This window comes from Parasedimentitalea maritima (assembly GCF_005771405.1).
In the GTDB taxonomy this organism is placed as follows: Bacteria; Pseudomonadota; Alphaproteobacteria; order Rhodobacterales; family Rhodobacteraceae; genus Parasedimentitalea; species Parasedimentitalea maritima.
In genome coordinates this window covers 406410-421480 of the sequence record NZ_VAUA01000002.1, presented here as the reverse complement: position 1 = coordinate 421480, position 15071 = coordinate 406410, and the positions used below count along the sequence as shown (strand labels likewise).

Sequence of the window (15071 nt, the reverse complement as noted above, 5' to 3'; positions counted from 1 at the left end):
TCAGGGCTTCTATTGTCGAAACCGCGCCCTCAATTGGCGAAATAAGGCCTCTTTGCCCCATTTCGCCGCAATTTTACCTTAAATTGGATTGCCCGAACACGATTTTACGGGCACAAATGAACCGAAGCGAATGAAGGTGTTTTCCTGCCACGATGGGCCTTGCAGCGCTGGACCTCCCGGTCCTGATGAAGATTTTTCCCGAAAGCTGGCTGCACAGTTACTGGAAACGATCCCGCTGACTATGTGTATCGTGCCGCCTCTAATCGCACTGACTTAGGAGCTGCCCCTATGTGTACGAAGACCCATACGATTGCCAAATCTGGTCATAAAACCATTGATATGGTCGATAATACTGTGATGAAAATCATCCCAAAGGATGGCAAGCGCTTTACCAGCAATGTGCATGCATACAGAGAAGGCAATGATCTTGTGCTATGCTACGCGGATGGTACTGCCGTCACGATTGCCAATCTTTGACGGAAGCTTAGTTTTGGATTGAAATTCAAAAGGGCTCGTAGTGATACGGGCCTTTTTGCTGCGCATTCCTTAAGGAAGATGCTAGTCGATTGCCGGCCTATTAGATTGCTCGCGCAACGCTGGGTCGACCTGGCTGCGCGATGACCCAACTGCGAATTCGTCATAATACACGACCAGAGTTGGCTTGGGTTTTGCGCCATGTGTTTTTGTCCACCGTTCTGTGTAGCTGGAAAAAATGCCACGGCGATGGCCTGGTTTGTGCCCCTTGAGCAAGCTGTCGGGAGAGACAATTGCGCCGCTATAATTACACCGTAGCTCGCCGTTTACCCAAATCCGCAGGTAGCCGTCTTCATTGTCTGAAAAATTTGTATTCATGACCAGATCGACCCAACGGTTCTGCTGATCCTGCATCTCAAACAACCGGCATACATAGCCTTCATTCTTGTCTTTGCCCCAGCTAAAGGCACGGTTCATGTCCGCGAGCTGCACGACAATGTCGCCGTGTTTTATTGCTGACCCGGCACAGGTGGTGTTTTGGCAGGCCGCCCAATTGCCTTCGTCCATGCCCAATTGGATTAGCCGGATCGCAGGTGTTGCCCCACTAGGCATGCCCCATTGACCAAAGACAAGTCGCAATGAGTCTTCGCGTGTAAAACTGGGTACGCCGGAGTTTAAAAAGCTCCAGCCATACCAGATATCTTTACCGACGTTGGCAGGGTTAGACTTGGTCGGCATCTGAATTTCGGTGCGGTAGCGGGGATTGCCGCAGTCACTGCCACCACAATCACCGTCACGCAGTTCGAACCGCTCGCTGCGGATGCCTCGGCGGGTGGGTGCCTGGTGCTCAGCAAAGGCGTATCGGAAGTTGTGGTCGGCTGAACTGTAAAACCTTTCATAGCCGTTTCCAGGCGTAAACACTTCGTTGCTTCCGCTGGTCGAATTGGGAATCGCACCGGTGCAGCCGGTTAAGAAAACGCTGAGAAAAAGTGCATTCCGGGCCATTCCCTGCATTGGTCATCTCATTCTTCGTTGATCCTAAGTCTAGATGACATTCTATAGTGGTCAAAAATGGGAGGTGCAACAAAATGATCTAACATATTGTAATATAACGTTAAAAATTAGTTTTCGTCGGGTAATGATCAGTTATGAAACGTGCTTGAAATAAGGCGTTAACTGTAGCGAACGGGGCACAGTTAACAAAAAGTTAATGCCAGAAAACCCGCTTGCTTGTCTGAATTCGATTCTCCTCCATACATTGCGAGTCGAGCGCTGCATCAGATGGCGCCGATATTGAGAGGCAGAACGATATGGCAAAGATCAGTGTCTTTGGCATTGGCTATGTTGGCGTCGTGTCCGCTGCGTGTCTTGCGCAGGATGGTCATGAAGTCATTGCAGTTGATGTAGACCAGGGTAAAATTGATGCAATCAACGCGGGCATGTCCCCCATTGTTGAGGAAGGGATCGATGATCTTGTCCGAGATATGGTGTCCAAAGGCAAGTTGCGCGCAACCAGTGATTTTGGCAGAGCAGTTCACGAGACGGAGATGTCCTTTGTCTGTGTAGGAACACCTTCAGCAGCTGACGGATCTGTAGGACTATCGTACGTAACCAGTGTCTGCGAAGACATTGGCAAAGCACTACGTGAAAAAGATGTCTACCATTCGGTCGTTATCCGCTCGACCATTGTCCCGGGCAGCACTGAAAGCGCCTGTATTCCGGTTTTGGAACAGACATCTGGCAAAAAGGCTGGAGTGGGATTCGGAGTCGGCTATTACCCGGAATTCCTGCGTGAAAGCACTGCCATTGCCGACAGCTATGACCCCGGCCTGGTGGTCTTTGGCTTTATGGATGAACCGACTGGCCAGATCCTGGCGGATCTGAACAAAGACATGCCCTGTGCGGTCAACAAAGTTGATATTCGCACCGCTGAAATGGTGAAATACACTTCCAATACGTGGCGCGCGGTGAAGGTGACCTTTGCCAACGAAATCGGTAACATTGCCAAGTCCTGCGGGATTGACGGTCAAAGCGTCATGGAAATTCTGTGCAGTGACAAAAAGGCGGCGATGTCGCCCTATTTCATGCGCCCGGGCTTTGCCTTTGGTGGTTCTTGCTTGCCGAAAGATGTGCGTGCGTTGCGCCACCTCGCCAGCCAGAACGATACGCCAGCGCATCTGTTGAATGCAGTCTTAGAGGCCAACGAAGCTCAGATTGCCAAGGCAGAAGCCATGGTTGAAAAGAGCGGTGCCCAGAAAGTTGGCTTTGTCGGTATCAGCTTTAAACCAGGTACTGATGATCTGCGCGAAAGCCCTCTGGTTAGCCTTGCGGCACGCCTGATCAACAAAGGTATTGAGGTCAATATATACGACCCCTTTGTCAAAGAAGCCTATGACAGCGGTACCCCTGGTGCGGGGCGCGGCAATGAAAGCGTCCCAAATCTTGAAAACCGACTGGTCGGCGATCTTGATGAGCTAATCAATGATGCCGGTGCGGTTTTGGTGGGGAACTACTACAACGAGACCGTTGAAAAGCTAAAAGAAGCGGCCAAAACCCAGACGGTTGTCGACCTGACCCGATTGCATCGCGATATGGTGTCAGACGAGAACTACGAAGGCATTTGCTGGTAAAACTGCAATGACAATGGTCCTTACTCATACGGCGTATTTTGCGGTCATCTATCTGTTGGTGACCGTGGTCCCCCAGGGTTTCCTGGGGGAGTTGCATCACGCATCTAATGCGGTGTTCATCGTCGGATTTTTGGGGACTTGGCGCTATACTTGGGCGGTGACCAATTTTGGTCGGGCCGTTTTTTTTCGCCGCATCGCCTATCCAATCTGGAAGCGGCGTCACCACAGGCGCTTTTGGGCCAGTAACGTTAAATCGCACTGCTACTTTATGCTGACCAGCTATATGGTCGATAACGAAGTGACGATCATGGTCTATCGTCGTTTGTTTGAGGCAGCGTCAAAAGCTCGCGATGGCGCGACGATTGTCGCCTCAGTTGTGGATGGTAAAGATGAGCGTCTGATCCAGCAGCTTTATGCGTCTTCGAAGTTTGATATGAGCAACGTCGAACTGGTTATCGATAGAATCAAATCCAGCGGCAAACGTGACGCCATGGAAAAGGCTTTGCGCATTTTGGCCGATAAGGCCCCGACCAAAGATGACATCATGGTGTTTGTCGATGGGGATACCGTGGTTCCGGTTGATATCTGGGCCCAAGCGGCTCCCTTCTTTTCGGATCCGCGCATGGGGGCGCTGACCACCGATGAGGCTGCAATCATCGACAAACAGAACCTGTTCAAAGACTGGTTCACACTGCGCTTCAACCAGCGTCAGGTGATGATGTGTTCAATGGGATTAGGCAACCGAGTGCTGACGCTGACGGGGCGTATGTCAGTGTTTCGCGCTTCCCTCGCGACAGATCCAGGCTTTATCAAAGGTGTTGGTTTTGACTTTCTTGACCATTGGCGCCTTGGTCGGGTGAATTTCCTAACCGGTGATGACAAATCCACTTGGTATTGGCTGCTTCGTAATGGCTATCAGATGGCCTATATGCCCGATATTCAGTCACAATCTGCGGAAGACCAACCGCGTGACACGTTTTATGACAGTGCCAAAACGCTGATGATCCGATGGTTTGGCAATATGATGCGCACCAATGGTCGGGCACTACGCGAAGATCCGCGCAAAATCGGATTTTTTACCTGGTGGTCGATCCTTGATCAGCGGGTTTCGATGTGGACCACACTTGTTGGCCCGATTTCAGTTATTGTCGCAGCGGCAACAGTTTCACTTTCGGTGATCCCACTCTACATCGCTTGGGTTATGGCGACCCGCTATATGTTTTGTATCTTTATCGCCCTGTTTAACAAAGAATGGTTCCCCGTCACTCATCCGCCGATCTTGTATTTTGGGCAGGTTGCTGGGGCCATCATCAAAACTTTTGTTCTCTTTCGACTGGATAAACAGAAATGGACGCGGCAAGGCAGCGGCGGTTCGGGCAAGGCTATGGCCCTGCAGGACCGTGTCAAAGCTTGGGAATCCTTTGCTCACCACGCGCTTGCCCTGTCATGGCTGACCATCGCCGTAATGTTTCTGAACACTTTCTAATAGGCACGACGAGGTACCCTCATGGACAACAACCTTTTTCGACTAACACCCTCTGACAAGCTTGAAACACCTGAACCACGGGCCGAAGCCCGACGTCCTCTTGTCCAGCGGACTGCCAGTATGAGTAAGAACTATAACCCGGGCGAAGCCAGTCCCCCGGAACCTGCGCCCCAGCCAGTTCATCGCCAACCTCAGTCTCTGTCAGGCACAACACAGAGCCAGCCCTTACCGGTAGATTTTGGCTACGATGATGAGCATCCACTGTTGAAAATTCCGTATTCGGTGACGGTCGCCGGGCAACGATATACCGGTGACAGTATCTCGCTTATGCAGATCCATGCACAGGCGACGGAAGGGGGGATGCTCGGGAATGGCACGCGGCATATCGCAATTATCAACTTTGCATTTGAGAGCTTTGTACTCTCGCTGCATCCCGAAGTTATGGTGATTAGTGAAGACGTTCAGGGCAAATCAGTCTTTCAGTTTACAGATCCCACCGGCGGGCACCTGCCACAGCTACGCTATATAGTGAACAGCCATATTGGCGGGGATTTTGTATCCGTCGACGGTATGATCAGCTATACTGGCCCGACCGCACCAAAAAAGCCAAAAGGTGAGGCGAGGGGGCATTCACTCATGAACCGGGTGCGCTCACTTGGTGTGGCTGCGCTGTCGGTTTTGCTTATCGTTGTAGCAGCCAGCGTGCTGCTTCAACGCTACTCAACGAGTTACGAAATGCACCCGGTGTTTGTGGAGCGAGCCGGTCAAAAAATGCGCGCTACAGCCGCCGGGCAAATTTCTTACCTAAATCCTAACGCCGCCAAGGGCGAGGTGCTGTATTCGGTTAACGCCAATACTGGCAATGTATTGAACTTCACGATGCCATGTGACTGTGAAGTGGTTGTTACAAAAGGAATTTCAGATGGCACAACTGTCCTTCAAACGGACTTAATTCTGACAATTTATGTTAATACTTCATTAATCAGAGCACAGACTCTGATGAGCATAGAAGGGCTGAATCGGGCGATGAACGGAGACCAGGTTCATATGGATCTCAATGACGGGAGAAGTATTCCTGTCGAGGTTATCGCCAGTGAGGCAACCACAGCAGCGAGCCTGCGTGGTGACGTATTTGTCCCTGTCGAACTTGTTTCTGAAGAGGGTGCTTTGACAACAAAGGATATCGGCAAATCCGCAAGATTGCGGCTGTCGAAGGGCCTGTTGGGCCTTTGAGATTGAAGCGAGAGGCAATTACAATGACCACGATTTATCCACTGATCATCTGCGGCGGAAAAGGCACCCGCCTTTGGCCTTTGTCACGAACTCAAAGCCCCAAGCAGTTCCAAAAAATCAGCGGCCCTGAGTCAATGACCTTTTTTCAGGTCGCTGTGCAGCGCCATCGTGGGCCAGTTTATCAGGATCCTGTGATTGTCACCGGTGGCATTCATCGTGGTACCGTGGTGAAACAACTGCGTGAAATTCAGTCCAAGGCGCAGATAATTTGCGAACCAGTTGGACGCAACACCGGTCCAGCTGTCCTCGCTGCTGCCCATGCTATTGCGCGCAAAGATCCAGACGCCTTATTTGTCGTGATCCCTGCGGATCACGTGATTGAAGGTCGTTTGACGGAAACAATCGAGGCCTGCATTCCAGCGGCGCAGGCTGGTCATATCATCACCTTCGGTATCCCGCCGCGTTATGCGGAAACCGGGTTTGGTTACATCACCGATGCCGGACCGCTGGCAGGGTTTGACACAGTTCGGCAGGTTGGCGGCTTTGTCGAAAAACCTCCGCAGGAGGAAGCTCAGGCGTTGATTGACAGTAAGTCGGCCTACTGGGCGTCAGGACTGTCGATGTTCTCGGCCAAAACTATCATCGAAGAATACCAGAAGTTTGATCCAACGACAGCGGGCCATGTGAGTGCGTCTGTGGAATTTGGTTCTGATACGCCCGAAGCCTTGTATCTCGACGAGGCAGAATTCGCCGAATCCGCAGCCCAGCCCACCGAAAGTGTAGTGTTTGAACAAACAGACCGCATCGCGCTGGCGCCATTGGATGTGTCGTGGAATGACGTTGGCAGCTGGTTGGCTATGTACAATATTTCGCAGCCCGACAAAGATGGCAATGTCCTGCAAGGCGATGTTGTCGCGCTGAATTCGATAAATACGATGGTCTCTACGGATACTCGTTTGGTCAGTGTGGTCGGTCTGAGCGATATCATTGTCATCGACACGCCAGACGCATTGCTTGTGGCAAAAATGGATGAAACCCAGAACGTCAAAGCGGTTGTTGATCTGCTCAAAGCCAGCAAGCGCTCTGAGGCAGAAGTTCACGCCAATTCCATTCCGGCCATGGTGCCGTTCCACAAACAAGATCAGCTGGAAAAGATAGTCGAAACAGACCGCTTTCACTTGGGAACCGCCGAAATCGAAGTGGGGCGAACGATTTTGCTCGACCGTGGTTCGCGCAGTCAACAGGTAATCGTGGTTCAGGGAACCGTTCATGCCACGGGCCCAGACTGGAGCAAAGCAGCGGTTGAGGGCGGGCGTATCTATGCAGATGAGACCGGTAGTGTTCGCATCCTTAACAGTGGCGATACCACGGCGGAACTCCTGTTTGTGACGCTGGAAAATGCGGACTTAGGCAAGCAAAACGAGCCTATTGTGATCAATGGCTGACAGGCAGGTACAAAAACAGATCCGGGCTCTTTGGGTTGCGTTGATGTTCTGTGTCTCCTTTCTGGTGCCCAGCCCCTCTTGGGCTGGGCCCAACTCTGATTTGATGAAATTAGATCAGCAACTGACCGAGCTGTCCGATTTTTTGGTTCAGGACAGTGCTACTTTGCGCTTGCCTTTAGGTCAGTTGATGCATCGCACTGGATTGTCGGGCCTGACGCCAGACTTGCCGTCATCGTACCAACTCCCTGTGACTGCTGCAAAAACCACTGATGTTCCGACCCAGTTGGCCAGCACAAGCGTTGAAGATTTTCGCACAGCTCTGGCGCTGCTGACGCAGGTGCACGGCGGGCAAGATAATCTTGATGTCTTGAACGCACATCCAGGTGAAAGAACCCAGGCGCTGACATTTCGGTCCGGGTTAGTGACGCTGGACCACCTCCGCGCCAGCCTGGCACAAACTTTTCCACAAGCCCAAATGCAGCCAAGGAATAACACTTTGCGTGTTCCGATCATTCTCTGGGATGACACGGTGTTGCAATTGGGCCCAGAGGACCATCTGCAACTTAGCCGTGGGGATGGGGCGTTTATTATCAGCTTTGGCCGCGTGGAGATAGCCGGCAGTCGCGTTAGCGTTGTTGGGGAAGCCTCTCCAAGCAGCGGGGATTTTGTACCCTTTATCACCATCGGTGGTGGTGGTGCACTGCAAGTTGACAAGGCTGTCTTTCTGGGGCTTGGCTTTGGCAAGTCACCAAAGTTTTCCGGCCTGTCGGTTGTGGCTCATCCGCTTTTGCCAACGGTCGGGGAAACGTGGATCACAGATACTTATTTTGATGATGTGCAGACGGTGTCATTGACTGGGATATCTGGTGGTGAGGTCTCTGGTAGCCAGTTTTATAATATGCGTAACAATGCTTTGCTGCTGTCGACCTCGTTGGGCACCAATGTACAGGGTAACCTGTTTTTTGGTTCGGGTCCGACAAATGCGATACGGGTTTTGCGCGGGTCCGACCACAGCACTCTCCAGGGGAATGTTCTGCTACAAGGTGACCGCTCTGGCATTTTGGTGCAGGGCCAAAGCAATCACGTCCTGGTGTCAGGGAATGTGATTTGGCGGCGCAGCGGCGGTGCAATCAAAATTTCCAGCTCAAATTGCGCTGTTGTACGCCACAATGTGATTCTGAACAGCCGCCAAAAGGGCGTTGATATTCGTTCCAGTAGCCAAACTACGGTTCAGAAAAATACAATCAGTGGAAGCCGTAGCGCTGGGATTTGGGTTTCAGATCAACCCAGAGATGCGGTAACTTATGTTTCAGACAATATTCTGCGCCAGAACAAAGCAGGGCTCTCTACGGCCACAGGCGGGCAGCTTATGCTGGTAGGAAACGACTTGTCAGATCAACTCCCACGTTTGATTGACGGTGATATTGCGCTGCAAAACAGAGCCGTCGCCACCAATTTGAGCGGCGAGACTCCGATGTTGATGTCAGCCGGTGGTACTCAATACCCAGTGCAGGCTGGCTTGGCCGATTGCGAGTCATGACCATGATTTTACGCCTTTTTCTATGCCTTTGGGTGTTTTGCGCCACGGCAGCAGTCGCGCAAAACATACCGCTGCCGTTTGCAGATGATACCAAGGCCTCGCGGATCACCGTCACGATTACACCTGATCCTCTCAGCATGAAGGGGCTGTCGCCATCGCTGGTCGCCGCGCGTCAACAGATGCATGCACATCAACCTGTAAGTGACGCCAATCTGATAAAACTGAGCGAGGCCGGCTACGGACTAGCGGCTCAGACCTATGCGCGTCGCCTGATCTCCGCCGGCGCGACGGTGAACACGCCGTCAGACGTGGCCTATTACAGCGCAATTGCGGTTGGCACTGGGCGGGTCTGGACGTTGCCGGACATGATAAAGGCGATGAAGCGTCTTGATCCAGCATTAGAGCCACGCGACCGCCTTCGAAAGTATATTCAGGTGCTCTATCCGTATGCTTGGGCCGGAAATACACTGGCCTTGGATGCGGTCATTGAATTCAATGGTAAGGGCAGGCTGTTCGGTGAGCTCAGTGATAGTACAAGAGAAAAAATCCTTGAACAAAGCCAACGCAATGGTGACGGCAGGGTTGAGTTGCGCTTGGCGGTGGCTCTTTTGGAGCAAGTTAACCTCACTAAAGAACAGCAAGATTGGGCGAGATCCTATTTGCAACGTGCGCAGACGTCATCGCATCTGGGTATCATGACGTCAGCTCAAAATCTGGTGGCACTGATGGACAAGACATACGCAGCTAATGAATAGCTTAAAGAATAACAGGGCAGCAGAGGCTAGCTTATGACGGGCAACATGGTCAATTTTTTCAAATGTAACGCACGGGTTCAGTGCGCTGCGTTGTTACTTTCACTATTTGGTGCACCTCTGGCCGCGCAAAGCTCTGAATATGCGTGTTCTGGGCTGATGAATTCGGGAACCAGCCCGAGTGTGGAAGGATCGCAGGGCATGTTCTACAGCGTGTCTCCTGACCTGATGATGTCACATGAGATCACCGAAGAAATTGCCCAAGACCTTGCAGAACTGTCTGACATTCTCGCAGCACAGGGAACAACGCTAATCTATCTGGCAACGCCAACTAAGGCCCTGGGACAACCCCAAAACCTGCCCTGGGCCGCAGTTGATTTGGGCTATGACATTGATATTGCTGCTACGGTCTATGATGAGAACATTCAGCGCCTGAACCACTATGGGGTGGCTGCTCCAAATGTCCGTCATATCCTGGCGCGCGCTGCTATGGATGCCCCGGTATTTTTTGGACCTGACCCACGGCTGAACTCGCATGGTGTGCGTACCATGGTGCGGGCTGCGGCGGAAATGGTTGCAGGATCGCCCGGGTATGCTGCATTGCCGCAAACGGCGTTTCGCAGCGGGCTTAGTGGTAAAGCAGCTATGCACTCAGACAGGCGCCTTGATTTGCAAGAGCATTGCGAAAAAGACCTGCCTGGTTTGATATTTGATCAAGTTCTGATGCGCCAAGGGGCGGCCCCGCAGGATCTGTTCAACTCGGTTGCGCCCATTGAAGTTGCAGTGGTCAGTTCAGAGATGACTGGTGGATCGACATTGGGCTTTGCGCATCATTTGCAAGAGGCCACCGGCCTGTCCGCTGGTCACTACAGCCTTGCCAAAGGTGGCTCCCTGGCGGCGATGACCGCCTATCTGACTTCACAACAGTTTCAGGCCAACAGGCCGTCATTTCTAATTTGGGAACAGCCGATTTGGAAAAACTCTGGTGAATTTGGAGAGCAACCCCTGCGGGAGTTGATTACAGCAGCCGGACCGAGCTGCGAGATTGTCTTACCTTTGCGGTTTGATAAAGGCCGCAAGGTTTTTCAGGCGGATCTGAGCGGCCTTGATCCAGCCAAACACCACACTTTGTTCTTCGATAATGATGGTGTTCAGGTACAAGCGGCTCGCTTTATTTTTGCCGCCCGGAACAAGAGTGTTCGTGCCCGAACAGTCTACCGCACTCCTGATCAGGTTCTGACCGGGCGGTTCTACATGCCGGTGTCAGGGCTGTGGCCTGAGGGGGCATCTCATGTGGACGTCCAATTGGGAGGTGGTTCCTTTGGCCCTGCCGCCAGTCTAACCGCCTGTCAGCAAGAGGAGGCATACTGATGCTGCGTAAACTTGCAGGTCTGGAGATAGGACTGAGTTTAGGGATACTTGGCATCCTGTTGCCATTAGGCGCCTTGGCCAATCCCCTTCCGATCGATTTTTTGCCGCCCAGCATTTCGTCACGCGATTTGTGCAATGCCCCCGCGGCTGGTGAGGCAGAGTTTCACACTGAGCATGGACTGGGCGATCTGGTTTTGACCGATGAGTTGCGTCTGAAATTTCTGGTCCGTGACATTCATCGTCTGCAACGACAGGACGCGGATCGTTGGTTCGAATTTATCAACGCATTAATCACTCGCCGCGCTCAGTTGGACGATTCATTCGCTGGGGTGAGTGAAGAGTTTGCTCGTGTGGCTTTGCATGTTAAGGCCAGACGCCTTGAAGAATTGCGCAGCATTAATCTGATCGGGCAGCTGCGTGTCCGGTCTGACGAGCTATCAAACAATCAGCAACTTGTACTGGCGCGCTACTATCGCGAAGGGATTCTGGTGCCCACTGACCTTCCTTTTGCCCAGGAAATGCTGCGTGAGGCAGCCTTTGGTGGCAATGCCCGCGCTTTGACTGAGATCGCCCGCATGCAAATACGCGGTGAAATGCTCGAAGGTTGGGACGCACCGTTGGATTTGACGGTCACGCTGGCCTTTGGTGGATTGCTGGGTGAACTGACCCCGAGTGTTTGCAAGCGTGCTGAACGCATTGCGCAGGAGTATCTGAAGGGTGATCTTGTGGTAGCCAATCCCGATATGGCACATGCGTGGCGCAAGTTTGCCGCAGATATGGGCGGGGTAAAGGCTGCGTGGCGCGTTGTGGAATACCATTTGAACGCCGACGCGGATCGCAAAGATCTGGACGAAATGCGTACCTATCTGCAACGTGCTGCTCAACTGGGCCTGTCGCCTGATGAACGCCAAACCAGTCAGCTTCTGGCCAGCGGCGTGATCACAGCGCAAGAAATCGAAGACATTTTGGGCTTCAACCAAAGTCAAGACCGCCGGCGGGTCCAAAACTCTATGATCCCCTATTTTGACCTTGGGGTGCGTAAGAATGATGTCGTTGTCAATGAAGACAGCGTTCGCCTGCAGTATCTTCGCGAACTGTCCGCGATGCCAGAGGCTCCGGGGTTTGTTTTCACGGATCTCGCCGAAGAGGTGATTGCCCGCAAAGGTCGCTGGGCTGGTGAGGCTGAGGCTATGGACCTGCTTGAGGTTGCGGTCACCCGTGGCGACGAGACGGGCATGCAAATGCTGGCACGTTTTCTGATCCGCTATCGTGATGATCCTGTGCGTATCAATCGGGCGGAAAACCTTTTGCTTGATACGGTGTCGCGCTTCGGCATGGCCAGTTCCATGCAGGTTCTGGAAGGTTTGTATCGTTGCCAGTTGAATGATGCGCCACATAAAGACGCCGCCGATCTGTGGGCCCGCAACTATGCCGCAACCGGGCAAGCGGCGGTGCAAGCGTCGGCCACCGACATTTTGACACTGAGCCCGTTTCGATCCCCTGAATTGCTGGCACGGATTCAAACGCAAGCCTTGCAAGGGCGCACACAGGCACGGGCAGAGCTGGCGCAACTGTTGCAGTCAAGCCCACTGACGTCAGAGGCGGCGCTGCGACTTTGGGCCAAGCGCATTTCGCCATCTGATAAAGCGTTGGAAACCTTTGTTCGCATGGAAATGGAGCTGTCCAGAACGCCAGCAGAGCGGGCTTTGGCGATCGAGTTTTTCCGCAGAGTATATTTGAACAATGGTGTGACGTCGGCCTTGGATTTGTCGGTTGCTTTACTTGAGGATCAAGCGCGCGAACCTGATGTGGCAAAAGACATCATCAAGATGTTGACCATCGCCGGGAACCGCGGTGAAGGGGCCTCAATTCGGTTGAAGTCACGGCTGTTGGCGAAAAGCACCAGCCCAGAAGACTACGCCGCCAGTGCATTTGTTATATATAATGAATTCAAGGATGTGATCGAAGAGCGTGGCGATTTTCTAGGGCTGATCTTTGCTATTCCGTTTCTGCCGGCAAACCGGGTGGATGACTATTTTGACCGCGCGGCATCTTTGATGGGCTGTGAAAACAAAGACGCCGATGAAATGGGCGATGCCTATGCCATTCGCCAGGACCCGGAAATGGTCTATCATTGGCGCAACGTGATACTGGATTTTGACGGCGGGCACTTGTTGTCGAAATTGAAGCTGGTCGACAGTCAGGTCAGACTGTTTGATGCGGGTTCTGCGCCTGATATGCAGGGTGTCGCGGCCCGCAACCTGACCGAGCGCGAGCCCAATGTCAATTTGCGCCTTTACCGTTTGACCGGAAACCCTGATTTGCCGGGCTTTGATGCGCAGACGGCGGCGAGCCATCTGTTGGCCGTTTTGGAAGAGGCTCAGGGTGATGAACTGGTCTGGGTGATGTCCAGTTATCGCACTGCGCATGAAGATGTGCGTGCACAGATTGATCAGCGCCGCGATATGGCAGCTGTATTGCGTAACGCGGCCAATGCTGGCGACAACAGAGCGCGATTCGAGTACGCGATGCATTTGCGAGACCGTGCACATACGCCCGAAGATCTGCGCCAGTCTACACAGTGGTTACAAAAGGCTGCCGAAGGCGGGTATGATGAAGCCATGGTCGAGCTGGGCTTTGCCCTGGGCTTTGGCCTTGGTACCCAAAGTAACATCGGTGTTGCACTGGATTGGCTGGCACGCGCCGAAAATCTAAGTCATCCGCGTGCCGCTGAACTTGCCCAGTTGTTAGGGGCTGCTCATGGGAAGTAACGCACTCAAAGGGTTTGAGACAGGGGCGCTTTTCATAGGTCTATCCTTTGCCGTATTATCTGGGGCAGGCGCAGCTGCGGCTCAAGACACATCGATTTGTGCCCCGGCGCCACCAGCCATACAAAGCCTGTCAGTCCAAAGCCGTTATGAAGGCAGTGACGCCAGCCGCGCGACGCTGAACAAAGACGCGCAGGCGAAAGCTGAGATCTCGCTAAAACCACTGGATGATTTTCTGCGCGATCTTGCCGAAGGGCTTGAGACACTGTTGAAATCTGAGATGAGCCAACGCCCCGATCAAGCCGATTGCCTTATCCGGCAGCTCGCCGTCTGGGCCGAAGCAGATGCGTTGTCTGATCTGAGCACCCAAACTGCTCAGTTGACTATCGGTGCCCGGTTGGCCGGTCTTGCGATCGTCGCAGGTCAAGCGGAGCAATTTGCCACCGACGCACAGGGATTGGAGACAGTTGGCGTCTGGCTTTCCCGTCGTGTCGGCGAGCAAATGAAGTTTTGGGAACAGGCTCCTAAGGGGGCTGCTTCGGGGAATTTACGGGCTTGGGCTGGGCTTGCCGCAACAGCAACTGCAGAGTTGAGAAATGACATAGTCATGCGTTCCTGGGCGATTTGGTCGACGACATACGTGCTCTGTTCTGCCAATCCGGATGGAAGCCTGCCCCAAGAAATGACTCGCGGAAAATTCGCGTTGCATTATCAACTTTACGCGCTGGCCCCCTTAGTGACCTCAGTTTTGTTGCTGGAACAACAAGGTACACCAATAGCCGATCAATGTGATCAAGCCCTAAAACGGGCAGTACATTTTGCTCTGTCCGATCTAGAAGATGGCGCACAGACTGAGGCAATGACAGGGCAGGTGCAGTCATTCTTCGATGGTAGCGCGGAGCTCGGCAAACATCATTTGGCGTGGCTGGAGGCCTATCTGACGTTAACATCGGACCCCATGGCCGAAGATTTCGCCGCCCCACGTCGGCCTTTGTCCTTTTCTAAACTGGGCGGCAACCAAACACTGATCTGGGACAGATAACGCGAGTTCGGGTTGCTTTCTATATCAACCGGTATTTGAGCATTGTCAGAGGATATCAGCATGATGCGGGTAGGGTAATCTACTAGCATCAAAGCCTGCTGACCCTTGATCCCTGTCGGCAGTTCAAAACCTTGCTCGAAGTTGTTTGTACCAACCGCGATTCGGAGTGATGGATGCCGCCTTTGACTGGGGGCAAAAGGTGAGGACTGCCCACAGGCTATCTGTCAGCCTTTTTGTTATTCGTGGCAGTCCATACCTGCCAAAGCAAAAAGCGACGAAGCCTGTGTTCTCTGGCAAGGTAACCAAAACAGATCGCTATCTGCGACTGGC

General features: G+C 52.8%; 11 protein-coding genes. 10 read left to right on the top strand and 1 reads right to left on the bottom strand.

From position 1 onward, the window contains the following. The first annotated feature begins 288 nt into the window (after window positions 1–288). Window positions 289–477 (top strand): hypothetical protein, encoded by a 189-nt coding sequence (locus tag FEE96_RS05745; protein WP_138162051.1) that lies wholly within the window; start codon window positions 289–291, stop codon window positions 475–477. An 81-nt stretch (window positions 478–558) separates the two neighbouring features. On the opposite strand, the gene FEE96_RS05740 is transcribed toward FEE96_RS05745, so the two are convergent. After that, window positions 559–1488: a heparin lyase I family protein gene (locus FEE96_RS05740; protein ID WP_138162050.1), complete on the bottom strand. Its 930-nt coding sequence runs from the start codon at window positions 1486–1488 to the stop codon at window positions 559–561. Between the two features lie 296 nt (window positions 1489–1784). On the opposite strand from FEE96_RS05740, the gene FEE96_RS05735 reads away from it, so the two are divergent. The 9 genes from FEE96_RS05735 to FEE96_RS05695 all read left to right on the top strand — a co-directional run bounded on the left by FEE96_RS05735 (window position 1785) and on the right by FEE96_RS05695 (window position 14741). Beyond that, window positions 1785–3104, top strand: a complete 1320-nt coding sequence (locus FEE96_RS05735; protein WP_138162049.1) for a nucleotide sugar dehydrogenase — start codon at window positions 1785–1787, stop codon at window positions 3102–3104. A gap of 7 nt (window positions 3105–3111) precedes the next feature. Beyond that, window positions 3112–4590, top strand: coding sequence for a glycosyltransferase (locus FEE96_RS05730; protein ID WP_246079302.1), 1479 nt, complete (start codon window positions 3112–3114; stop codon window positions 4588–4590). 120 nt (window positions 4591–4710) lie between these two features. Beyond that, window positions 4711–5823, top strand: a complete 1113-nt coding sequence (locus tag FEE96_RS05725) for a hypothetical protein (RefSeq protein ID WP_138162048.1) — start codon at window positions 4711–4713, stop codon at window positions 5821–5823. Window positions 5824–5846: 23 nt separating this feature from the next. Then, entirely contained in the window at window positions 5847–7268 is a 1422-nt protein-coding gene (locus FEE96_RS05720) for a mannose-1-phosphate guanylyltransferase (protein ID WP_138162047.1), read from the top strand. Then, complete coding sequence (locus FEE96_RS05715) at window positions 7261–8808, top strand: right-handed parallel beta-helix repeat-containing protein (protein WP_138162046.1); 1548 nt, start codon at window positions 7261–7263, stop codon at window positions 8806–8808. The genes FEE96_RS05720 and FEE96_RS05715 overlap by 8 nt, the downstream gene beginning before the upstream one ends. Before the next feature lie 2 nt (window positions 8809–8810). Beyond that, window positions 8811–9563, top strand: coding sequence for a hypothetical protein (locus FEE96_RS05710; protein WP_138162045.1), 753 nt, complete (start codon window positions 8811–8813; stop codon window positions 9561–9563). Window positions 9564–9761: 198 nt separating this feature from the next. Beyond that, the gene (locus tag FEE96_RS05705; RefSeq protein ID WP_171021617.1) at window positions 9762–10931 is read left to right on the top strand and encodes an alginate O-acetyltransferase AlgX-related protein; all 1170 of its coding nucleotides are present in this window, start codon (window positions 9762–9764) and stop codon (window positions 10929–10931) included. After that, window positions 10931–13702 carry an SEL1-like repeat protein gene (locus FEE96_RS05700; protein WP_138162043.1) on the top strand — a complete coding sequence of 924 codons (2772 nt, stop codon included), beginning with the start codon at window positions 10931–10933 and terminating at the stop codon, window positions 13700–13702. The genes FEE96_RS05705 and FEE96_RS05700 overlap by 1 nt, the downstream gene beginning before the upstream one ends. Next, the gene (locus FEE96_RS05695; protein WP_138162042.1) at window positions 13692–14741 is read left to right on the top strand and encodes an alginate lyase family protein; all 1050 of its coding nucleotides are present in this window, start codon (window positions 13692–13694) and stop codon (window positions 14739–14741) included. Before FEE96_RS05700 ends, FEE96_RS05695 begins: the two co-directional genes overlap by 11 nt. Window positions 14742–15071: the final 330 nt, after the last annotated feature.